Consider the following 23895-nt stretch of genomic DNA (forward strand, 5'->3'; position numbering starts at 1 on the left):
TCAGAATCCGTATTCTCTTTACTATTGCGCTTCATTTTTGTTTTTATTTTGTTGCCTGTTTGGTTTTTATTTGATCTTTTCTCTGCTTTTTTTGTTCGTAATTTTACACCTCTTTATATTTTTTACTTAAACGGATCTATAGCTTTACCTGCTGTTAACATTATCGTGTGTGAGTCACGTTTTCTTTATCACTCCTCAATATTATCTTGAAATCCGATTTAACATTCCCTCATCGATTCACCTTAACCCTGCATACTACAAAAAGGATTGATGAAGATGAAAAAGATCTTATTAAAAGCCGCAGTATTAACGCTTGCAATTGCTGCTGCCGGCGCACAAGCGAAAGATTACGAGATTGTAAACGTAGTAAAAGTTTCCGGAATTCCTTGGTTTAATCAAATGAACAAAGGGATTGAACAAGCTGCCACCGATTTGGGTGTGAATGCTCGTCAACTTGGCCCTTCTACACCTGATCCCGCCCAACAAGTGAAAATTATAGAAGACTTAATAGCGAAGGGCGTTGATGCGATTACCGTGGTCCCTAATGATGTGACTGTGCTTGAGCCAGTATTTAAGAAAGCTCGAGAGAAGGGCATTATTGTTTTGACCCACGAATCTCCTGATGGTCATAGTGCCGATTGGGATATCGAAACGATCGATAACCAAGCCTATGCGAAAGCGACCATGGATGAACTCGCAAAAAATATGGGAGAGAAAGGTGGCTATGCCGTATATGTGGGTTCATTAACGGTTCCTCTGCATAATAACTGGGCAAATTTAGCCATCGACTACCAGAAAAAAAACTACCCCAATATGTATGAAGTCACTAGCCGTATGCCAGTGGCGGAAAGCATCGATCAATCTTATGCCGCCACCAATGATCTGATGAAAGCTCACTCAGACATGGCAGGCATCGTCTCTTATGGTTCTCTTGGTGGCATTGGTGCTGGTGAGGCGATCAAAAAGAAACGGGCAAAAGATAAGATCAGTGTTGTCGGCATCATGATGCCAAGTCAAGCGGCTCCTTATTTAGCTCGCGGGGAAATTGATAAAGGTTTTTTATGGAACCCAGCGGATGCGGGTTATGCGATGGTTGCGGTGGCGAAGCAAATGCTCGAAGGCAACGATGTCTCGAAAGGCGTAACGGTTGAAGGCTTAGGTGAGGCGGATATTGATACAAAAAACCGTGTCATCAAATTCAATAAAATCTTAGAAGTGGATAAAACTAACGCTCGTCAGCTAGGTTTTTAACAGCTTAACGTTCTACCTCTACACCTTTGGGGCGGTGCAACGCCGCCCTCTGACTTCTGGAGATTCTTATGTCAGGTACTCCTTTTATTACCCTTAAACATGTCTCAAAGCATTTTGGTTCAGTGAAAGCTCTAGATGGTATCAATCTCACTTTTAACCAAGGTGAAGTGCATTGTTTAGCGGGCAAAAATGGCTGCGGTAAAAGTACGTTATTTAAAGTGATCTCCGGTGTTCATGCACCAGAGAAAGGAGCAGAAATCATCCTTGGCGGTAAAAGCTATGCAAGGCTTACTCCACAACAGTCGATTGAATACGGCATCCAAGTGATTTACCAGGATTTGTCATTATTTCCCAACTTAACCGTTGCAGAGAATATCGCTATTCAAGATCACATTGAGTGGTCGAAAGGATTAGTGCAAAAAAAACGAATTCGAGACATTGCACTCACAGCGATGGAAAAAGTCGGTGTGAAGTTGGCGTTAGATAAAAGGGTTGAACAGCTCTCTATTGCCGAATGTCAGCTTGTGGCAATTTGTCGTGCGATGGCATCGGATGCCAAATTAATGATCATGGATGAACCTACTGCATCGTTAACTCGTACTGAAGTTAACCATCTGATTAATGTGGTTGCTGATCTCAAATCTAAAGGCGTCACAGTCGTCTTTGTGAGTCATAAATTGGATGAAGTGATGGAAATTTCTGATCGAATTACTGTCATTCGTGATGGAAAAACGATTGGAACGTATCAAGCCGATGAGGTTGACAGTGACAAACTGGCCTTTTTAATGACGGGGCAGCGTTTTGAATTTACTCCGATGGCACCTTACCACGAGCAAGGTGAGATCAAACTGGAAGCTAAAGGCTTGACGAAAAAAGGGCAATTCAGTGACATTTCTTTCTCTGTTCGAGCGGGTGAAGTGGTTTCTATTACGGGGTTACTGGGGGCTGGCCGAACGGAGTTATGCATGGCTTTGTTTGGTATGACAAAACCAGATAGTGGCCAGATATTGGTCAACGGACAGCCGGTTTTTTTCGAATCCAACCGAGACGCGATTGCTCATGGTATTGGGTATGTATCAGAAGATCGTATGTCGACAGGCCTGGTTATGGAGCAAACCATTCGAGACAACATTACGGCCGCGGTGTTGGATCGACTACAAAAAACGTCAGGTTTTCTCGATCACATCAAAGCGAATAAGTTGGTGGAGCTTTTGATTTCATCGCTCTCGATTAAAGTTGCTGATCCTCAACTACCGGTGACCAGCCTTTCTGGTGGTAACGCACAGCGCATTTCTATCGCAAAGTGGATAGCGGCAGAGCCCGAAGTGTTGATCCTTGATTCCCCGACGGTTGGGGTTGATGTTGCCAATAAAGAGGCGATTTATTCCATCGCCAAAGATCTTGCCGCAAAAGGAATGGCCATCATCATGGTCAGTGATGAGATCCCTGAAGTGTTTTATAACAGTCACCGTGTGATTGTGATGAAAGAAGGACGTTTTACTCATGACTTCTACCCCGCTTACACCACCGAACAAGAGATTATGGAGGCCGTTAATGCTTAATTCATCTCGTTGGTCTCTCGCGTCGTTAACGAAACATCATGAATTTTATCTGTCGATGATGATTGTTCTCATAGTGGGAGCACTAACAGCGACCTCTGAAGATTTTCTGACCTTAGGTAACTTATTTGATATGTCCGTCAGCTCAGCCATTCTTGGCATCATGGCTTGTGGGTTATTTGTTGTTTTGATTGCTGGAGGAATTGATATCTCTTTTCCTGCCACGGCGGCGATAGCGCAGTATGTGATGGCGACTTACCTTTTAACGCTCGGTGGCAATTTTATGCTTGCTTTTGCCATTGCTACCGTTGTGGGGATTTTACTGGGAATGATCAATGCGATCCTTGTTTACAAGTTAAAAGTGCCTGCCATCATTATTACCATTTCCACCTTAAATGTTTTCTTTGGTTTGCTGATTTACGTCAGCAATGGTGAGTGGTTATACGGTTTTCCCGACTGGTTTATGGATGGTATCGAGTTATTCACGTTCACAGGGAGTGATGGCTATGACTATGGTTTATCACTTCCGATCTTGACGCTCATTGTGATGGTTCTCGCCACTTCTTTTTTAATGACGAAAACGCGCCTAGGACGACAAATTTATGCGGTAGGAGGCAATGCTGATGCTGCGAGCAGGATTGGTATTAACCTTTTTGGCATTCATTTATTTGTCTATGGGTATATGGGGGCTCTGGCGGGTATCGCTTCAGTCGTGCAGACCCAAATCACTCAGTCAGTCGCACCGAATTCTCTGATGGGTTTTGAGTTGACCGTTCTTGCTGCTGTTGTGCTAGGGGGAACCAGTATGACAGGAGGAAAGGGAACATTAATGGGGGTGATCCTTGGGGTTATCTTACTGGCAATTGTAAAAAATGGGCTAACGATTTTAGGGGTTCCTTCTTACTGGCACACCGTTGTAACCGGCTTAATTATTGTGTGCAGCATCAGTATGACGGCGATCAACGAGAAAAAACAAGCGGCGCAGGGGGTATAATGGAAGTTATTCTCAATAAACTACAACTACCGACTGATAAAAATATTCGTTATTTGTTGGTGATATTAGTGGGGATCTTACTGGCAATGGGATTTTCAGCAGGTCCATCCTTCTTCTCGTTGGATAACCTACAGTCTATGTCCTCTCAAATGCCATTACTGGGTTTGCTCGCGCTAGCAATGGCTGTGTGTATGTTAACTGGGGGCATTAACTTATCGATTATTGCTACGACCAATGCCTGCGGTTTGGTAATGGCGAGCATTATTACTCAAGCACCAGATAGTGCGGCGATGTTGGTTATTGCCTTGGCTGGGGGCGTGGCAACGGCGGTCATGATTGGGCTGTTTAACGGGGCGTTAATTGCTTATGTTGGTGTTTCTCCCATTCTTGCAACATTGGGGATGATGACATTGATCAATGGGCTAAATGTTCTTATTTCAGGAGGAAGTGTGATCTCTGGCTTCCCCAATACACTGCTGATGTTAGGAAATGGTACCTTTTTTGGGATTCCAATGCCTCTTCTTTTGTTTGCCGTCTTTGCGATTGGGCTTTGGGCTTTACTAGAACATACCCGCTTAGGGCGAACCATTTATTTAATGGGATCGAATGAAAAAGCCACCCGTTTTTCAGGTATTAATACGAAAAAGGCCACCTTATCGGTTTATGTCCTTTCATCCATATTATGTTGGGTGGCGGCATTGGTCATGATGGCAAAATTCAATTCCGCTAAAGCCGGATATGGGGAATCTTATTTACTGATTGCCATTTTAGCATCTGTATTAGGTGGTATTAACCCTGATGGCGGTTTTGGACGAATTATTGGCATTGCGCTTGCCTTGATAGTGCTTCAAACATTAGAAAGCGGTCTTAACTTGCTGGGAGTGAGTAGCTATCTCACTATGGCTCTGTGGGGCGGTATCCTGATTTTATTTATTTTCTTACAAAAGAATAAGGCTTAACGGTGAAATCTATGAGTATTTATTTTATCGGTGTTGATGTCGGCAGTGGTAGCGCACGAGCTGGGGTATTTGATGCGAATGGACGTAAAGTGGGTGAAGCGAAACGCGATACGCTCATGTTTAAGCCACAAGCCGATTTTGTTGAGCAATCTTCTGAAAATATTTGGCAATCGGTCTGCCTAGCAGTAAAAGATGCGGTATCTCAGGCAAATATCGATCCGATTCAAGTCAAAGGGATAGGGTTTGATGCGACCTGTTCTCTGGTAGTGTTGGACCCACATGGTCAACCTTTAACCGTGAGCCCAACTGGGCGTAGTGAACAGAACATTATCATGTGGATGGATCACCGAGCCATCGTTCAAGCCGATCGCATTAATAAAACGGAACATCCCGTGCTGGCTTATGTGGGGAATCGAATTTCACCTGAGATGCAAACCCCAAAGTTACTCTGGCTAAAGCAAAACATGCCGAATACGTGGTCAAAAGCGGGGTATTTTTTTGATTTACCAGACTTTTTGACTTGGAAAGCTACCTTTGATGACAGTCGCTCTTTGTGTTCAACCGTTTGTAAATGGACCTATCTTGGTCATGAAGGTCAATGGGATAAAAGCTTTTTTAAAGAGGTTGGTCTTGAAGATTTACTCGAAAATCATGCAAAACTGATTGGTGAACGTATTTTGCCAATGGGACAGCCCGTGGGAAATGGGTTAACCGCTCATGCGGCTTCAGATCTCGGTTTAATGGCTGGAACCGCCGTTGCGACCTCCATCATTGATGCCCATGCGGGGGGAATTGGTGTCTTAGGTGCGGCAGGAATGACGGGGGATAAAGCGGATTTTAATAAGCGGTTAGCCTTAATTGGTGGAACCTCCTCTTGTCATATGGCCGTTTCAAAAACCGCTCGTTTTATTGATGGGGTATGGGGGGCGTATTACAGCGCAATGATTCCGGAGTACTGGCTAAACGAAGGTGGGCAGTCTGCAACTGGCGCGTTAATTGATCATATGATTACTTCTCATCCACGGTATGACAGCGTCAAGATGCAAGCGGATAAAGTAGGAAAAACGGTCTACCAGCTGTTAAATGATCGCTTGCTGAGTTTAGCTGGAAGCAAAGATAATATTGCCTTTTTGACTAAAGACATTCACGTATTGCCATATTTTCATGGCAATCGCTCACCGCGCGCTAATGCGCACCTAACCGGCACGGTTACTGGGTTAAAAATGTCCAAAACATTGGATGATATGGCATTGCTGTATTTAGCAACCATTCAGGGAATTGCTTTGGGAACCCGCCATATCATTGAAGTAATGAACCGCTCAGGCTATGAAATTGATACCATTATGGCCTGTGGGGGAGGAACCAAAAACAGTATTTTTTTGCAAGAGCATGCTAACGCGACTGGATGTATTTTCTTGTTACCAGAAGAAAGTGAAGCGGTGCTTCTGGGCTCTGCCATGCTCGGAGCTGTGGCTGCTGGGTTTTATAGTGATATTCCCGATGCCATGAATGCCATGAGTCGTATCAGTAAAAGCGTTACGCCACAAACCGAAAAAATTAAGCATTTTTATGAAGTGAAATACGCTATTTTCCATAGAATGTATGAAGATGATACGGAATATAAACGGCTAATGGCGGATTTCTAACCCATCGCGGTTGAGAACAGTTCGTTATGTAGCATGGTTAAATTAAAAGCCACAAAGAGAACATTTCTCTCATATTGTGGCTTTTTGCGTTTTTGATGTAAGGCATTGGAACGATCGTTTGTTTTAATCTAAATAAAATATTTATTTCATTTAGATAACCAGTTATCTGGTGTGGTAATGAAAAGCCTTTGTATATCAATGATGTTTTATTTTATTGAATAGTATCGTTCAGCCCACTCATATTAGCCTTGATGAATAAAGCTAGTATGGCCATTTTGAGCAAAAATGTTGCGATACTCTCAATTTTTAAAAGCAAAATAAAAATTTCATTTCAAATTATTGTGAAATTATTTTTTCGTTGTTATGGTGTCTTTGTCATTAACAAGAACTCATTGTTTCCATTCCGCTCATTAATGAAGTGAGAACATCACCACTCGTTATGCGGTAGAGCTTCAATGAAAAGATCATAAAAACATCCTGTATAAGGAGAGTACCCTATGTATAACATTGCTTTGTTTGGCGCTGGTCGGATTGGACAAGTTCATGCCGTCAATATCGCTGAACATAAAGAAACCAACCTCTACTCTGTCATTGACCCTTATGGTGATGGTGCCGCAAAACTGGCCGACAAGTATGGCGCAAACATTCAGACGACGGAACAAGCGTTAGCCGATCCGAATGTTCACGGGGTGCTGATTGCCTCTGCGACGGATACCCATGCTGAACTGATTGAACTGGCGGCACGAGCAGGGAAAGCCATCTTCTGTGAGAAACCCGTTCATTTGGATATTGAACGAGTCCGTGAATGTTTGGCGATTGTCAAAGAGCATCAGGTTCCTCTCTTTGTCGGATTTAACCGCCGTTATGATCCACAGTTTCGAAAAGTGCGTGAACAGTTGAGTGCTGGTGTGATTGGGAAAGCCGAATCACTGCTGATCACCTCCCGCGATCCTTCACCACCGCCAGCTCAATATGTCAAAGTTTCTGGTGGTATGTTCCGAGATATGACGATCCACGATTTTGATATGGCCCGTTTTATCATGGGAGAAGACCCTGTCTCTATTTATGCTCAAGGCAGTAATCTTGTCGATCCTGAAATCGGCCAAGCGGGGGATATTGATACCGCATTCATCGTGATGAAATTCCCATCAGGGGCGATGGCGACCATTACCAATAGCCGTCGCTCTGGCTACGGTTACGATCAACGTATCGAACTCCATGGTGAAAAAGGTTTACTGCGCGCTAATAATATTCATGAAGATGTGGTGGAAGTTTGGGGAGAGCAAGGCTGTGTGGCCGCAAAACCTGAACATTTCTTCTTACAGCGTTATGAAAAAGCGTATCGTGCAGAGTGGCAACACTTTGTCGATGTGTTATCTGGCCGAGCGAAGCCAGAATGTAGTGGTTATGACGGTGAGCAAGCATTATTGCTGGCTGATAAAGCGCTGGAATCTCTGCATTCGGGACGTGAAATTACACTGTAAATCGTCGTTAACCCATTCTGAATGACAGGGTGGGTTAACTCATCGTTCGGCATGGATGAAAAAGAGTGCTGGGCGTAATAAAAGCTTTTGGAGGAACCATGCTCGCTTTTATTTCATTTATCGGTTTTACGCTGTTCGTTGCGGGTTTTGCTTACTATAAAACGCACAATGCACACCTCACTGATTCAACCGAAGGGTATTTCCTTGGTGGGCGATCGTTAACTGGGGTGTATATTGGTGGCTCTATGCTGCTAATGAACCTTTCCACGGAACACCTCGTTGGGCTAAATGGCTTATCATTTCGCACTGGCTTTATCGTCATGGCATGGGAAGTGATGGCAGCCATGACCATTGTTCTTTTTGCCATTTTCTTTTTACCTCGTTACTTAAAGCTGGGTATTTCTACCATCCCAGAATACCTAGAAAAGCGCTTTGATAAACAAACGCTGACTATCACGTCGATTCTATTTTTAGCTATGTATGTAATTTCATTATTACCTATTGTGCTTTATACCGGCGCGATTGCTTTGGAAAGCCTATTCCAAGTCTCTAATGTTTTTAATGTTGATAAAGATACCGCCTTATGGCTTATGGTTTGGGGAGTGGGGGGGATTGGCGCTATTTATGCTGTCTTTGGTGGAATTAAAGCCATTGCGGTGGCTGATACCATTAATGGCGTAGGGTTAATTACGGGCGGTTTGATGGTCACGCTGTTCGCTCTGGCTTATGTCGGAGAGGGTGATATCTGGGGCGGATTAGTGGAAGTGTATCAAGCTCACCCTGAAAAGTTTAATTCGATTGGCTCTGAAGACTCTATGGTGCCATTTTCCACCTTATTTACTGGGTTGATTGTCTCGAACATGTTTTTCTGGTGTACCAACCAGTCGATTGTACAAAAAGCATTGGGAGCGAAAAACCTAGCAGAAGGGCAAAAAGGGGTGCTGCTTTGTGCTTTCTTTAAACTGATGATCCCAAGCATTATCATTTTACCCGGTATTATTGCATTCCATGTGTTTAATGGACAGATGGCAAACCCAGACCATGCTTATCCGAATTTGGTGCAACTTGTCTTACCCGAAATGTTGGTCGGTTTTTTTGCTGCGGTAGTGGTTGGAGCCGTGTTCTCTACCTTTAGTGGCGGATTAAACTCTTCGGTAACCCTATTTACCGTCAATATTTTCCAAAAATCGCTTAAACCTGATGCAACGGAAGCACAAACTGTCTCTGTTGGTAAATGGTTAGGGCTAAGCTTAGCGTTAATCTCTATGATTGTGGCCCCCTTAGTTGCCAACGCACCAGATGGCTTGTTCTATCTTATCCAGCAGTTACAAGGTTTGTTTAACTCGCCGATTCTGAGTGTGGTACTGGTTGGGTTACTGACTAAACATGTGCCCGCCATTGCCGCTAAACTGGGGCTACTTTTTGGTGTGTCAGCCTATATTCTGTTTAACTTTGTGTTCCAAGTAGACATCCACTTCTTCCACCTCGTTGGGCTATTGTTTGTTGCCAACGTTGCCTTTATGTTGACGGTGGGCCACTTCTATCCTCAGGAAGATCATGAAGATGTTTATACCGAACAAGTGGATATTACGCCTTGGTCTATGACACCTGCGGTGGCAGTGCTGATCACACTTTCTTCTGTGTCTATGTATGTGTTCCTTGCGCACAATGTGCCAACTTGGATCATGGCTGGATACTATTTATTGGCGGTAGGGGCACTGGGGTATGTCTTCTGGGTTATTTTCCGTGAGTTAATGCGCAGTCCACGAGCCAAAATGATCAAAGCTCAGAAAGACGCTCAATAGTGACAAATTTTTACCTTGGCGCTTACTAGAGTGAAATACGTATACCGCTCAATCCTTTCGTAAAAGGATTGAGCGATTTTCGTTGATAGAAATAGGCTTTGCGATGGAAAGTTCACTTTTACCGAATATTGTTAGTTATCTTTCTTCAATTGATCCCTTTGAGCGATTAGGAGAACAAGAGCAAAATGCCCTAGCGGCGGCAGTGGATATTCTCTATTTAAAGCAAGGTAAAACGCTTGCTGGAGAGCATATTGTCGGGCAGGGCTTGTACCTTGTGCGAACAGGTGCGGTAGAGCAATACCATACAGATGGAACCTTGCGTGCTCGACTCGCAGATGGTGATCTGTTCGGTTTTAGTCAGCTGTATCGTACGGGTGAGTGTGATTACCAGTTAGTGGCGTTAGAAAATACTTTACTGTACCGCATTCCGAAAACTGTTTTGTTACAGCTCATGCAAGATAACCCTGCCGTTAGAAATCACTTCTCTTCCAAAGAATCGGTGCGTTTGGCTCATTCCAGTGTGAAATGGACCGGTGAGGATATGCTTTATTTAAAACGAGTGAAAGAAGTCATGAATCGCAGTGTGGCAAAAGTCCATTCGGAGACTTTGGTGCAAGAAGCCGCACAAATCATGGTTAATAGGCATCGTTCCAGTGCGTTAGTGATGGATGATGGTCAATTAGTGGGGGTCGTGACAGACAGGGATATGACCAAGCGAGTCATTGCGGCGGGGTTAGGGTTGGATGCACCGATTAGCCAAATTATGACTCAACATCCTCAAACCATTCAGTCAGATGCATTGTTGCTGGAAGCGATGGAAATGATGATGTTGCATAATGTACGCAGCCTGCCTGTGTTGGACGGTGAACAGGTTGTCGGAGTATTAACCGCTACCAGTTTGACTGAAAAAAGCCATGTTCACGCGGTGTTTCTGATCAGCCGCATTTATCGGCAGGAGTCTCTGACCGAACTGGTGAGCATGGTCCCTCAACGACAAGCCGTATTTGATGCATTACTCTCTGCCAGCGTTGCTCCCGCCATTATCCAACAGATGATGACGTTGATCGCCGATGCGTTTAATAAACGGCTACTGCAACTGGCTGAGCGCAAGTTTGGTCCACCGCCGATGGAATATGCTTGGTTTGCCGCAGGATCTCAGGCGCGCCAAGAAATGCACTTAAATTCTGATCAAGATAACGGCATCATATTGGCCAGAGAAGCCAACCATGATGAGCGAGCTTATTTTCACAAATTAGCACAGTTTGTTTGCCATGGGCTTGATGCCTGTGGTTACCCATTTTGCCCAGGAGAGATGATGGCGAGTCAGGCTCGTTGGTGTGTCTCTTTAGAGCAATGGCAAAAAAACTTCAGGCAATGGGTGGTACTGCCTGAACCTCAGTCATTGCTTGATATCAGCGTATTTCTTGATATGCGTTTTTTATACGGTTCAAAAGATTTGGTTGAGGCACTGAATCAAACCTTGCTCACTTGTGTACGAGAAAATCAGCGCTTTCTTTCTATTATGGTGGCAAATTCTTTGCGTGTTAGTCCTCCACTTGGCCTGTTTCGTCAGTTTGTTTTAACAAAAGATGGGGATAACCGCCAAGTGCTCAACATTAAACAGCAAGCGGTAAATTTAATTGTTGAGTTAGCGAGAATTTATGCCTTAAATGCAGGGTGTTTTGTACCAGAAACACATAAAAGATTAGCATACGCGACAAAGCTTGGGGTGATAAGCCATGCCAGTAAGCAAGAACTACAAGAAGCGTTGAACTTTATCAATCAAGTCCGTTTTCATCATCAAGGTGAACAAATACAGCATGGACAACCACTGAATAATCAGATCGCGCCGAGTGAGTTAACGGCGTTTGAACGTAACCACCTCAAAGATGCATTTCGAATTATTGCTCGTTACCAAGAAGCCGCGAAACAACGGTATCATGCAGGAGGGCGTTTACGGTGATAAAACATTGGTTTCGTCGTCAGCATCCGATTAAAAATGGTGATAAGTTACGATGTCACGCTTTGGCTCAATCTAGAATTCCGACTCATTGCCTGCCACTTTTTAAAAAACCGTACCCTGATCCCAATACCCCGTTATCTGAAGTAAAGTGTGTGGTGTTAGATTTTGAAACCTCGGGTCTGAGCCCAGATCAAGATGCAATTTTATCAGTAGGGATGATCAACATTCATTACCCTGTGATGTCTCTTGCCTCGGCTCAACATTATTACGTCGAATCAGAGCAAAGTATTGAAGCGGAAACGGCGGTCGTTAACCATATCGTACCGGAAACGCTGCTCGGAGGTATTTCACGTCATGAGTTGATTGAATGTTTGGTCGAAAGTTTAAGCGGGAAAGTGGTGATTGCGCATGGCGCTGAAATTGAGAAACAATTTTTACGTCAGATATTACAGCTAGAAGATTCACTGCCTTTACCCCTGATCTTTTTAGATACGATGCGCTTAGAGCGCTCACTCATGAAATATCGAGGGGTCATGTATCCTGATTTACGATTAGCCCACCTTCGAGAGCTGAAACAGTTGCCTCCTTATCTTGCTCATAATGCTTTTGCGGATGTCGTGGCCACGGGGGAGTTGTTTTTAGCGTTGATCGAGGAAATCTGTGCAGACCAAACACCATTGTTGGGGCCTTTGGTATTACGTTCATTATCCTAACGATTTTCGGTTATTCGCTCTGTAGAAAATGGAGCGAATAAGGTGGTGGTGCGCTATCCGATGGTCATTATTTTTCGATCCAATTAGATTTTTTCATTTTATTTTAATAAAAATCCGAAATAAATTTTTATTATTGTTTCATTTTGCATAAAATTATCCATACGGTAAGTAACGGAGTGTTGGAATGGTAACAGCAACAACCTTAAGTGAGTTAGAAGATCAAATTCGAACTCGTTATGGGGAATTAAGCAAAAGATTGCAGCAAGTTGCAGCGTATGTCTTGGATAATAAAAACAGTGTCGCTTTTGAAACGGTGTCAGCTATTGCGGAGCAAGCGAGTGTTCCACCGTCAACCTTGATCCGTTTTGCCAATGCTTTTGGTTATAGTGGCTTCAATGAAATGAAACAACTATTTCGTAGCAATCTATTAGAAGAGACTTCCAGCTACACGGATCGTGTCCGATTATTGAAAGAGATGGAAGGGGATACAACACCACCGGAACGTCCGATGGATATTCTGCAAGAGTTTGCACGGGCAAATAGTAATGCGATGCATCAGCTAGCTGCGCAAACGCCGGTTGAATATTTAGATGGTGCGGTTGAGATCCTTGCTCAGGCGAAAAATATCTATGTGGTGGGTTTAGGGCGTTCATTTTCTGTTTCGTCGTATCTGGTCTATGCATTACGCCATTTAAATAAACGAGCCTTCCTTATTGATGGGTTAGGTGGCATGTTTAAAGAACAACTGAGTACGATCGAAGAGAATGATGTATTGATTGTGATCAGCTTTTCACCGTATGCAAAAGAAACCACGACGATCAGTGAATCATTGGCTGGTTCAGCGATCAAACAAATCATCATCACCGATAGTCAAATTAGCCCATTAGCCTCATCCAGTGATGTGTGCTTTGTCGTGAAAGAGGCGAAAGTGGATGCATTTCGATCGCAAGCCGCATCATTATGCTTAGCTCAAACTCTGGCGGTATCGCTTGCTTTCCATGACTCGCCGAGCAAACACTGATGCGACTCACCGAGTACAAAAATGCCAGCGATTTGTGCTGGCATTTTTATTTCATAAAAACACGATAATTCCAGTTTATAGGGTTAGCATGTGACTTTGAAACTAAGCGTGTTTGGCTTTATAGGCTGGGCCATTGACCCACTCATGGTCGGGTTCCCAGGTGAAACACCATTTTCTTGAAGGGCCAGCCATCACATTTAAGTAATAGTTGTCGTAACCGGCGATGGTCGCTACAGGGTGATAACCTTTTGGGGCCTTGACCACATCTTTATTGTAGACAGCCATCGATTCATCTAAAGAACGATCATCGGTATAGACGCGCTGCAAGCAAAAGCCTTGGCTAGGGTTAAGGCGATGGTAGTAAGTTTCTTCTAAATAAGTTTCATGAGGTTCGTTAGATTGATCGTGCTTATGGCTGGGATAGGAGCTGGTACAACCCTCATCGGTAAACACCTCCACAACCAATAAGCTATCTGCGGGGACGTCATCAGGTAATATATTATGCACATAGCGTTGATTATTTCCCTGACCTCTCGCTTCTGCGTGGATGTCTTGAGGGGTGATTAACCGAGTAGCATAGGTTCCTTTTCCCGGAGCTTTGCAGACAGCTAATTCTAGTGAGGTTAATGCTTCAACCTCACAACCTTCTTGAGCGGAAACATAAACAGCGTATGGTTTTTTACGTTCAAAAGGATTCATCCGTTCGCCGATGTGTTCAAAACTCGCTGTTTCTGTTTTTATGCTTGCTTTGCCCGCGACTAGAACCAAGCAGAGTTCATTACTTGATGCGGGTAGAACCAGCTTTTGTCCTGTTTTCAATTCATAAACTTCAAATCCGACATATTCCCACCCCGCATTTTCAGGGGTTATTTTTTGAGTGCAACCCGTTTTATCCGGTGATTTATACTTTGATAACAGTGTAGACATGCGATGTTCCTCATCGGTTAGCGAACTCATTTCCCCGTCATCAGTCTTTGCTCATTCTTCATGGCTTATTTCTGATTAAAATGAGTTTAAGTTTTCAAATTACCATTTTATGAAATAAATATTTCAATCTCAAGATAAACTTAAGAGAAAAAAGCGGATTACGTGATGAAATAAACCCCTAATTGTCACAATTATACCCAGATCACAAAAGCCAACTTTATTTCAATAATAAATTGAAATGAAATTTATATTTCATATAGTGTTTTTAGGAAAGAACAGGATTGCGGTAAGTCACGAGAGCGGTGATGGAACAGTATCATGCTTCTCTTAGCGAATTTTGGAGATGATCGGGTTATGAATACGATAAGAATGACAACAGCGCAGGCGCTGGTCAAATTTATGAACCAACAATACGTTGAGTTTGATGGTCAGCAGCATAAGTTTATTCATGGTGTACTGACGATTTTTGGTCATGGCAACGTAGTAGGGCTTGGGCAAGCGTTAGAACAAGATTCAGGCGATTTGATTGTTCACCAAGGGTGTAATGAACAAGGGATGGCGCATATTGCAATGGGGTTTGCTAAACAGCATAAACGCAAGAAAATTTATGCCGTGACTTCATCTGTTGGCCCCGGTGCTGCCAATATGATCACGGCAGCAGCAACGGCAACCGCAAACCGAATTCCTATTCTCTTTCTTCCGGGGGATGTTTTTGCTTGTCGACAACCGGATCCCGTTCTTCAACAAGTTGAGCAATATTATGATGCTTCAATCAGCACCAATGATTGCTTTAAACCCGTTTCTCGTTATTGGGATCGTATCAATCGCCCTGAGCAATTGATGTCTGCGATGATTCATGCCATGCGCGTTTTGACCGACCCTGCCGATACTGGTGCGGTCACTATTTGTTTACCCCAAGACGTACAAGGGGAAGCATATGATTTCCCAGAATATTTCTTTAAAAAAAGAGTGCATCGTATTGATCGCCGACCTGCGACTGACGCCATGATCGATGAGGCGGTTCGCTTAATCATGACGAAGAAAAAGCCACTACTTATCTGTGGTGGTGGGGTTCGATATTCTGAAGCTCACGAAGCATTTCGTCAATTTGCAGAAACCTTCCATATTCCTTTTGGTGAAACTCAGGCCGGGAAAAGCGCCATTGTGTATGATCATGCCCTTAATTTAGGTGGTATTGGTACCACGGGCGGTTTGGCTGCTAACCTCATTGCGAAAGACGCCGACTTGGTGATTGGGGTAGGTACCCGATTTACCGATTTTACCACGGCTTCTAAATCTTTATTCCAACATCCAGACGTCGACTTTTTAACCATTAATGTCTCTGAGTTTGATGCCAGTAAACTTGATGCCACTGCGGTGGTAGCGGATGCGAAATCGGCACTTGGGGCAATGGCAAGCCACTTAATTCAGGCTGGCTACACCAGTGGTTACCAAAATGAGATCAAACAAGCGAAAGCATTGTGGCGAGAAGAAGTTGCGCGTTTGTTTGCTACACAAATTGGGCGAGAATACCAACCGGAGGTGGAAGGGCATTTTGATGATGAATTGCGTGAGTATCGAGAAGCTCTCAATACGGAGTTAACACAAACTCGTGTTTTAGGGTTGTTGGATCAACACTTAGAAGATGATGCGATAGTGGTCGGGGCCGCAGGTTCGTTACCGGGTGATTTACAACGGCTATGGCAACCGAAAGTACCTGACACTTACCATATGGAGTATGGTTTCTCCTGTATGGGGTATGAAATTGGGGCTGCCGTAGGGGCGAAAATCGCTTGCCCAGAGCAACCTGTTTATACCTTATTAGGCGATGGCTCTTACATGATGTTGCATTCTGAATTACAAACATCCATTCAAGAAGGGGTGAAGATCAACGTAATCTTGTTTGATAATGCCGCTTTTGGATGTATCAATAATCTACAAATGAGCCAAGGGATGGGTAGCTTTGGAACTGAAAACCGCTTTCGGGATCCGAAAACAAACACGTTAACTGGGCCATTGGTCCCGGTGGATTTTGCTATGAACGCCGAAAGTTATGGATGCCGAGCCTATCGAGTTTATAACGAAGAGCAACTGATCAGCGCACTGGCAGAGGCGAAAAAGCAGACGGTATCGACCCTGATTGATATCAAAGTATTACCTAAAACGATGACGCATGGTTACGAAGCTTGGTGGCGCTGTGGCACTGCTCAAGTGGCAGATAAGCCAGAGATAGAACAAGCCGCGAATGACATAAAACAAGTGTTAACGACTGCTCGTCAGTATTAAACGATAACACGATATCACCCCCGATTTCCCACCACAAAATGTGGTGGGCTTTTTTCTATTTCCACTTTTCTATTTTTATTTCCCATCAAATTAAAATTCTATATTACATTGTTTTTATTGATGTTTTGTTTTTTTGAAGTGTTAATTCTATTTTTTAGCATTTGTAAATAAAAATTCCATTACGATCACATAATGAAATATTGAGATATTTTTTTATTGAAAATGAAATAAATATTCCGTATAAATGGTGTTGTGAAATGGTTGTGCAATAGGATGTAACACGGCAAGAACGGTCTTATCACCTTGAGGGTTAAGAAGGCACGTTTAGCACTGAGGTACTTGAGGAGTGAACGGTGAGTACAGAAAAGAATTTAGATGTGATTTGCATGGGACGAATTGCGGTTGATCTCTATGGACAGCAAATCGGTGCCCGCTTAGAAGATATGGGCTCTTTTAGTAAATATTTGGGTGGTTCATCGGGTAACGTGGCTTATGGTACCGCAGTTCAGGGGTTAAAATCCTCCATGCTGGCACGTGTTGGTGATGAACATATGGGCCGCTTTTTACGTGAAGAGTTACAACGAGTTGGCTGTGACACCAGCCATTTACTGACAGATAAAGATCGGCTAACCGGGCTTGTGATCCTTGGCATCAAAGATGAAGAGACATTCCCACTGATCTTCTACCGTGAAAATTGTGCCGATATGGCGATCAGCAAGGATGATTTCAGTGAAGAATACATTGCTTCTGCTCGTTGTTTGGCGATCACTGGAACGCATCTTTCTCACCCTAAAACGCGAGAAGCCGTGTTGACGGCATTGAAATACGCGCGCCGTAACGGAGTTAAAACCGCATTAGATATTGATTACCGTCCTGTGTTATGGGGGCTAACCTCTTTAGGCGATGGTGAAACTCGTTTTATTGAATCGGAGAAAGTCACCGAGCAACTGCAAGAGGTATTAGGTCTTTTTGACGTGATAGTTGGGACTGAAGAAGAGTTTCATATCTGCGGCGGTTCAACGGATACCATTCAAGCGTTAAAAGCCGTTCGTGAAGTTTCTCAGGCCGAGTTGGTATGTAAACGAGGGGCGGTAGGTTGCTCCGTATTTACGGATGTGATTCCTGAAACTCTTGACCAAGGAATCACCGTTTATGGCGTTCGAGTGGATGTGTTGAATGTTTTGGGGGCGGGTGATGCCTTTATGTCGGGCTTATTGCGTGGCTATTTAAACGGTGAAGGTTGGGAAAAAGCGTGTGCTTATGCCAATGCTTGTGGTGCGTTAGTGGTCTCTCGACATGGTTGCGCTCCGGCGATGCCAACCAAAGATGAGTTAGATAACTATTTGTTACGTGCGCAGCAAGTAAAACGCCCAGATCTAGATAGCGAACTCAATCATCTCCATCGTGTCACCACGCGAAAATCACCAATGCGAGATGAACTTTGTGTCATGGCGTTTGATCATCGAATTCAATTTGTTGATATGGCGCGACAAGTTGGAGCGGACATCGCTCGTATTAAACCGCTGAAAAAGCTGATTTTACAAGCTAGCCAAGAAGTGGCAATTGAAGCTGGGCTGGAAAATGGTCAGGCTGGGCTATTGTGTGATAGCTCCTTTGGGCAAGATGTATTAAACGCCGTCACAGGACAGGGATGGTGGATCGCCCGCCCGATTGAATTACCGGGATCACGACCACTAGAGCTTGAACATGGCAATATTGGTTCACAACTCGTCAGTTGGCCGCTTGAACATATCGTGAAATGTCTGGTGTTCTTTAATCCAGAAGATGATCACACGGTGCGTTTACAGCAAGAACATCAAATTCAAGAAGTGTATCAAGCCTGTTGCCAATCTGGGCATGAGCTGTTACTCGAAGTGATTTTACCCGCAGGTGTCGAAAAAGACGATGCCCTCTATCTACGAGCGATGCAACGCTTTTATAACCTAGGCATAAAACCGGATTGGTGGAAGCTTCCTCCACTCGAGAAAGCAAGCTGGCAGGCGGTGTCTGCTTTGATTGAAGAGCGAGACTCTTATTGTCGAGGCGTGGTGATTCTTGGTTTAGATGCCCCACAAGCAGAATTACAGCATGGTTTTTCACAAACAGCAGGACAACACATCGTGAAAGGGTTTGCTGTTGGTCGCACGTTATTTGGAGAGCCCTCACGTGCGTGGTTAGCCGGTCAAATGGATGATCAAACTCTGATTCGTACCGTGAAAGCAAATTATCACAACTTAATCACACTATGGCGTCAACGCGGCGAAAATAGTGCAATAAAAGGAGACTTTTGATGAGTGTTCAACTAGGTATTAACCCACTCACGTGGACCAATGACGATATGCCAACACTGGGAGCAGAAACGTCGTTAGAAACCTGTTTAAGTGAAGGAAAGCAAGCGGGCTTTGCAGGCTTTGAGCTGGGAAATAAATTTCCACGTCAGGCGAGCGTGTTAGGCCCAATTCTAGCCAGTCATGATCTGAAACTGGTCTCTGGCTGGTATTCCATGGAACTTTTGACTCGTAGTGTGGAAGAGGAAATTGAAGCGGTACAAGAGCACCTAACCTTATTGCGTGAACTTGGCGCAACAGTGATGGTCGCCTGTGAAGTGACGAACTGTATTCATGGTGCAAAAGAAACACCCGTTCACTTACGCCCACTGTTTCCCGCTGAGCGTTGGGAAGAGTATGGTCGTAAGCTAACAGAGTTTGCTCAATACACACAAAGTCAAGGTGTCCAGATTGCTTACCACCATCATATGGGAACCGTGATTGAAACCGCGCAAGATATTGATAACTTGATGAAGCACACTGGCCCTGAAGTTGGCTTACTATTAGACACTGGGCATCTGACGTTTGCAGGCGAAGATCCGGTGAAAGTTGCGCAATGCTGGGCTGAGCGAATTAACCATGTGCATTGCAAAGACATTCGAAAAGACGTACTTGCCGATGTGAAAAATCGCAAATTAAGTTTCTTGGATTCTGTTCTAGAAGGCGTTTACACTGTACCGGGTGATGGTTGTATTGATTACCCCGCGGTATTTAATGTGCTGAAAACGGTCAATTATACAGGGTGGCTAGTGGTTGAAGCCGAGCAAGATCCTGCCATTGCACATCCGTTGACCTATGCCACATTGGGCTACAACAACCTATCTAAATTTGCCAAAGAAGCTGGGCTTTTATAGTGCCAATTCTTTGAGTAAAGAGCTAACCGCTTATTCCTGATAGCGCCTTTTTAGGCGCTTTTTTAGCAAAAAAGAGCACAGAATGATCATCAGCGATCCGTGGTTTTATGTGACCGCTATTCCTGCGGTACTGATTTTTGGTATTGGTAAAGGCGGGCTCGGAGGCGCGTTAGGTGTTGTTGCCGTTCCTTTGATGTCTCTGACCGTCTCGTCCACACAGGCGGCAGCGATTCTATTACCCATTTTATGTGCGATGGATGGGGTTGCGGTGAAACAACATTATCGGCATGTTGATACAACGCTGCTTCGTAAAATGTTACCGGGAGCGGTATTAGGGGTTGCGATTGCCGGAATGGTGATGTCATACAGCTCAGAAAACAGGCTGCAAATGGTGGTTGGTAGCTTATGCTTGCTTTTTTGTGGGCACTACTACTTTACGCTGTTTGTGACAGGACAAGAAAAACAAATTAGCTCCTCAAAGTACGACCGGTTACTGGCTTTTTTCTGGGCAGGGTTGAGCGGTTTTTCTAGCACAACGATACATGCCGGTGGTGGTCCTGCCAGTATCTACTTATTACCGCTTAAATTAGACAAAGTGACGTTAATCGCAACCATGGCAGTCTTTTTTGCCGTGGTTAACGCCTTTAAGCTGCTACCTTTTTATCTACTTGGTCAGTTTGACTATACCAACCTAATGACGGCTCTTGTTTTGATACCGCTTGCGCCGGTCGGAGTAAAACTTGGGGTATGGATGCTTCATCGGTTTAGTCAAGCAACAATCTACCATGTCTGTTACCTGCTGCTGCTTATTTCTGGAGCAAAACTGTTTTGGGCGGGCATCGGCTCTGATTTACTCTAAGCTTGAACACATCCACTTGATGGAGATTAAATGAAATTTATGTTTCATTTAATCGAGTAAATTAAGAGGGGTTCAGTACTATTTAGGAAAATTCCGTATTCAAAATGAAATAAATAGCCCTCTGTTGGTTGATAATGAAATGTTTATTCTGTATAAAGGTGTTATGGTCAAAGCGGTTCAAAAAGCACTGAATACGTAGTGACAGCAAAATAATAATGATCTTCCAGTCAAGACAGCCGAAGGAGAAAACGATGGAAACAGTGCTGAATTTTATTAATGGTCAACGCAAAACAAGCCAGAGTGAGCGATTTTCTGCAATCTATAACCCTGCAACAGGTGAGCAAACCCGTCAGGTACAATTAAGCCAAGTAAAAGATGTTACAGAAGCGATCAACACAGCGGAAACCGCGTTTTCCTCATGGGCGAAAACCAGCCCGCTGAAACGTGCGCGGGTTATGTTTCGCTTTAAAGCGCTACTGGAACAGAATATGGATCGCTTAGCTCGAATCATCTCTAATGAACATGGTAAAGTTTATTCAGATGCGGTAGGTGAAGTGACTCGTGGGCTTGAAGTGGTTGAGTTCGCCTGTGGTATTCCTCATCTACAGAAAGGGGAGCACTCTGCCAACGTGGGGACGCATGTTGATAGCCATTCTTTAATGCAGCCACTCGGTGTTTGCGCTGGCATCACCCCGTTTAACTTCCCAGCGATGGTGCCAATGTGGATGTTTCCCATTGCTTTGGCAACGGGCAATACCTTTATCTTAAAACCGTCAGAAAAAGATCCGAGCACGGCGTTAATTCTTGCTGAGCTGCTCACCGAAGCGGGTTTACCTGATGGGGTGTTTAATGTTGTGAACGGGGATAAAGAAGCGGTCGATGTACTGCTCACCGATCCGAGAATTCAAGCGGTTAGCTTTGTTGGCTCGACACCGATTGCCGAATATATTTATAGTACTGCCTCTGCCCACGGTAAGCGCTGTCAAGCATTAGGTGGTGCAAAAAACCACTGCATTTTGATGCCGGATGCCGATATTGATATGGCGACCAATGCGATTATGGGCGCGGCCTTTGGTGCTGCTGGAGAGCGTTGTATGGCACTTTCTGTCGCCGTGGTCGTCGGTGATGAAACCGCTGATCAATTAATTGAGCGACTACAACAAAAAATCGCCACTATGCGAGTGGGACCTGGTCTGGTCGATGGCACTGAAAATGACATGGGACCCGTTATCTCAGCGCAGCATAAACAAAAAATTTGTGACTATATTCAATCTGGACAGGAGCAGGGAGCGACTTTAATTACCGATGGCCGAGATTGTTCAGTTGAAGGGTATGAAGCGGGCTATTTTGTTGGTCCAACATTAATTGATCATGTTTCACCCGAGATGACCGTGTATCAAGAAGAAATTTTTGGTCCAGTGTTGTGTGTGGTACGGGTGGAGAATTATCAAACCGCATTAGAATTGATTAATCGCCATGAATACGGCAATGGTTCCGCCATCTTTACCCGTGATGGTGAAACTGCCCGTCAATTTAGTGAAGAGGTTCATACCGGCATGGTCGGCATCAACGTACCGATTCCTGTCCCTATGGCTTTCCACAGTTTTGGTGGTTGGAAGCGCTCAATATTTGGACCACTTAATGTTCATGGTCAAGATGGTGTGCGTTTTTATACCCGTATGAAAACCGTTACCAGTCGTTGGCCTGCAAGTGTCCGTTTAGAGCAACATGCCAGCTCTTTCTCTATGCCAACGATGGAATAAAGTTTTTTCTTCTCACCTTAAAACGACTGGCTTTTTAGTCAGTCGTTTTCTTTGCCAGAAGCTAAACCACTATCTGAACAGGTGTGATGATTTCACTTAAACGTTTTATTGGTCTGTCGTGAGTTAAGCGTATATCAATATCGGAATCAAATTAGCTCATCAGCACAACTCTGTGTTGGACTGATGAGTGATAGAAAGCCAGTTTATTTTTCGCCTTCAGTCCATACTTTGCGGTAGAGCGCGATCATTTCCTCAATCGTTGGAACTTTGGGGTTATTCAGCGGTGAGCCGGAATTTAATGCTTGCTGAGCCATTGTGGGTAGAAGTTGGAAAAATTTTTCTTTATCAATGCCATAAGACGCTGGCGAGGGGACATTAAGCTGCTCGTTCAACAGCTTTAGCTCTGCAACCAATTTTTGACAGGCGACGGAATTATGATCAGAAAGTCGTGCCACTCCCATTGCTCGCGCACAGTCTGCATAGCGCTCTTTTGCCGCAGGAATGGAATATTCTGTGATCACCGGCAATAACATGGCATTAGATAATCCATGTGGGACATGAAAAAAAGCACCAATAGGTCGGCTCATGCCATGAACTAAAGCAACGGAGGCATTAGAAAAAGCAATACCAGCTAATGTTGAGCCTAACATCATGGCTGCTCGAGCAGGTTCGTTCTGAGGTTCATGAAAAGCTTGACGAATGTGGGTTCCGATCATTTCTATTGCTGAGAGAGCTTGAGCATCTGTAAAAGGGCTAGCCTTTTTACTAACATATGCTTCAATAGCGTGGGTTAGGGCATCTAATCCACAATCTGCGGTCACTCTGGGAGGTAACGATAAGGTCAATTCATAGTCGATCAGTGCAGCCATCGGCATAAATCCTAGCCCCATACAGAGCATCTTTTCATCATTGCTATCATCGGTAATGACGGTGACTCGTGTTACTTCTGAACCTGTTCCTGCGGTGGTTGGAATCGCAATAATGGGCAGCCCATTTTCAGCCACATCTTTTGGAAATCGGTAGTCACTGATTTGCCCGCCAAATTTACCCACTATTGAGATTGCTTTTGCGCTATCAATCGGACTCCCACCGCCAATTGCAATGATCGAATCGAAATGACCTTTTCTAACCAAATCTACACCAGCTTGAATAGAGCTCGCGGTTGGTTCTGGTACCGTGTCTGAGTAAACCGTACTTTCAATGTCGTTACGGTGTAATATTTGTTGTATTTGTTCGGCATAACCTAGTGTAACCATCATCTTATCTGTAACGATGAGAGGGGAATGCACATGGAGTGTCTCCATCACCTCTGCCACCTTCATGGACGCCCCTTTCCCTATATGCATAATTCTGGGCAATACGATACTTGTACTCATGATTGACTCCTCACTTTTTCAAGGTTGAAAACTAGTAACCAAATTATATTACCACCGAAACTTTTATTTCCTTAAATAAATTAAATGAAAAATAAATTTCAACAATGA

Annotated in this window: 17 protein-coding genes; 15 read left to right on the top strand and 2 right to left on the bottom strand. The window is 44.1% G+C overall.

Annotated features, from left to right (window positions below):
• Positions 1–276 precede the first annotated feature (276 nt).
• The 10 genes from EXA13_RS05180 to EXA13_RS05225 all read left to right on the top strand — a co-directional run bounded on the left by EXA13_RS05180 (position 277) and on the right by EXA13_RS05225 (position 13395).
• Positions 277–1251: an autoinducer 2 ABC transporter substrate-binding protein gene (locus tag EXA13_RS05180; RefSeq protein WP_238132225.1), complete on the top strand. Its 975-nt coding sequence runs from the start codon at positions 277–279 to the stop codon at positions 1249–1251.
• 68 nt (positions 1252–1319) lie between these two features.
• Positions 1320–2813, top strand: a complete 1494-nt coding sequence (locus tag EXA13_RS05185) for a sugar ABC transporter ATP-binding protein (RefSeq protein WP_238132226.1) — start codon at positions 1320–1322, stop codon at positions 2811–2813.
• Positions 2806–3804, top strand: coding sequence for an ABC transporter permease (locus EXA13_RS05190; protein WP_238132227.1), 999 nt, complete (start codon positions 2806–2808; stop codon positions 3802–3804). The genes EXA13_RS05185 and EXA13_RS05190 overlap by 8 nt, the downstream gene beginning before the upstream one ends.
• Entirely contained in the window at positions 3804–4763 is a 960-nt protein-coding gene (locus EXA13_RS05195; protein ID WP_238132228.1) for an ABC transporter permease, read from the top strand. The genes EXA13_RS05190 and EXA13_RS05195 overlap by 1 nt, the downstream gene beginning before the upstream one ends.
• Before the next feature lie 11 nt (positions 4764–4774).
• Entirely contained in the window at positions 4775–6409 is a 1635-nt protein-coding gene (locus EXA13_RS05200) for an FGGY-family carbohydrate kinase (protein ID WP_238132229.1), read from the top strand.
• Between the two features lie 497 nt (positions 6410–6906).
• The gene (gene iolG / locus EXA13_RS05205; RefSeq protein WP_238132230.1) at positions 6907–7893 is read left to right on the top strand and encodes an inositol 2-dehydrogenase; all 987 of its coding nucleotides are present in this window, start codon (positions 6907–6909) and stop codon (positions 7891–7893) included.
• 98 nt (positions 7894–7991) lie between these two features.
• Positions 7992–9698, top strand: coding sequence for a solute:sodium symporter family transporter (locus EXA13_RS05210; protein ID WP_238132231.1), 1707 nt, complete (start codon positions 7992–7994; stop codon positions 9696–9698).
• A gap of 103 nt (positions 9699–9801) precedes the next feature.
• Entirely contained in the window at positions 9802–11661 is a 1860-nt protein-coding gene (locus tag EXA13_RS05215; protein ID WP_238132233.1) for a DUF294 nucleotidyltransferase-like domain-containing protein, read from the top strand.
• On the top strand, positions 11658–12374 hold the full coding sequence (locus EXA13_RS05220; RefSeq protein WP_238132234.1) for an exonuclease domain-containing protein: 717 nt from the start codon (positions 11658–11660) through the stop codon (positions 12372–12374). The genes EXA13_RS05215 and EXA13_RS05220 overlap by 4 nt, the downstream gene beginning before the upstream one ends.
• Positions 12375–12558: 184 nt before the next feature.
• Positions 12559–13395 (top strand): MurR/RpiR family transcriptional regulator, encoded by an 837-nt coding sequence (locus tag EXA13_RS05225; protein ID WP_238132235.1) that lies wholly within the window; start codon positions 12559–12561, stop codon positions 13393–13395.
• Between the two features lie 102 nt (positions 13396–13497).
• Here the strand turns inward: EXA13_RS05225 and iolB are convergent, their stop codons facing one another.
• Positions 13498–14322, bottom strand: coding sequence for a 5-deoxy-glucuronate isomerase (gene iolB / locus EXA13_RS05230; protein ID WP_238132236.1), 825 nt, complete (start codon positions 14320–14322; stop codon positions 13498–13500).
• A gap of 354 nt (positions 14323–14676) precedes the next feature.
• On the opposite strand from iolB, the gene iolD reads away from it, so the two are divergent.
• From iolD to EXA13_RS05255, 5 genes are all read left to right on the top strand, one after another.
• Positions 14677–16608 (top strand): 3D-(3,5/4)-trihydroxycyclohexane-1,2-dione acylhydrolase (decyclizing), encoded by a 1932-nt coding sequence (gene iolD / locus EXA13_RS05235; RefSeq protein ID WP_238132237.1) that lies wholly within the window; start codon positions 14677–14679, stop codon positions 16606–16608.
• 353 nt (positions 16609–16961) lie between these two features.
• Positions 16962–18899: a bifunctional 5-dehydro-2-deoxygluconokinase/5-dehydro-2-deoxyphosphogluconate aldolase gene (locus EXA13_RS05240; protein ID WP_238132238.1), complete on the top strand. Its 1938-nt coding sequence runs from the start codon at positions 16962–16964 to the stop codon at positions 18897–18899.
• Entirely contained in the window at positions 18899–19789 is an 891-nt protein-coding gene (gene iolE, locus EXA13_RS05245) for a myo-inosose-2 dehydratase (protein WP_238132239.1), read from the top strand. Before EXA13_RS05240 ends, iolE begins: the two co-directional genes overlap by 1 nt.
• 82 nt (positions 19790–19871) lie before the next feature.
• Positions 19872–20648, top strand: coding sequence for a sulfite exporter TauE/SafE family protein (locus EXA13_RS05250; RefSeq protein ID WP_238132240.1), 777 nt, complete (start codon positions 19872–19874; stop codon positions 20646–20648).
• Positions 20649–20899: 251 nt separating this feature from the next.
• Positions 20900–22411 (top strand): CoA-acylating methylmalonate-semialdehyde dehydrogenase, encoded by a 1512-nt coding sequence (locus EXA13_RS05255; protein WP_238132241.1) that lies wholly within the window; start codon positions 20900–20902, stop codon positions 22409–22411.
• 203 nt (positions 22412–22614) lie between these two features.
• On the opposite strand, the gene EXA13_RS05260 is transcribed toward EXA13_RS05255, so the two are convergent.
• Positions 22615–23787: an iron-containing alcohol dehydrogenase gene (locus EXA13_RS05260; protein ID WP_238132242.1), complete on the bottom strand. Its 1173-nt coding sequence runs from the start codon at positions 23785–23787 to the stop codon at positions 22615–22617.
• Positions 23788–23895: the final 108 nt, after the last annotated feature.

The organism is Vibrio cincinnatiensis, from assembly GCF_022113815.1.
GTDB classification, from domain to species: Bacteria; Pseudomonadota; Gammaproteobacteria; order Enterobacterales; family Vibrionaceae; genus Vibrio; species Vibrio cincinnatiensis_A.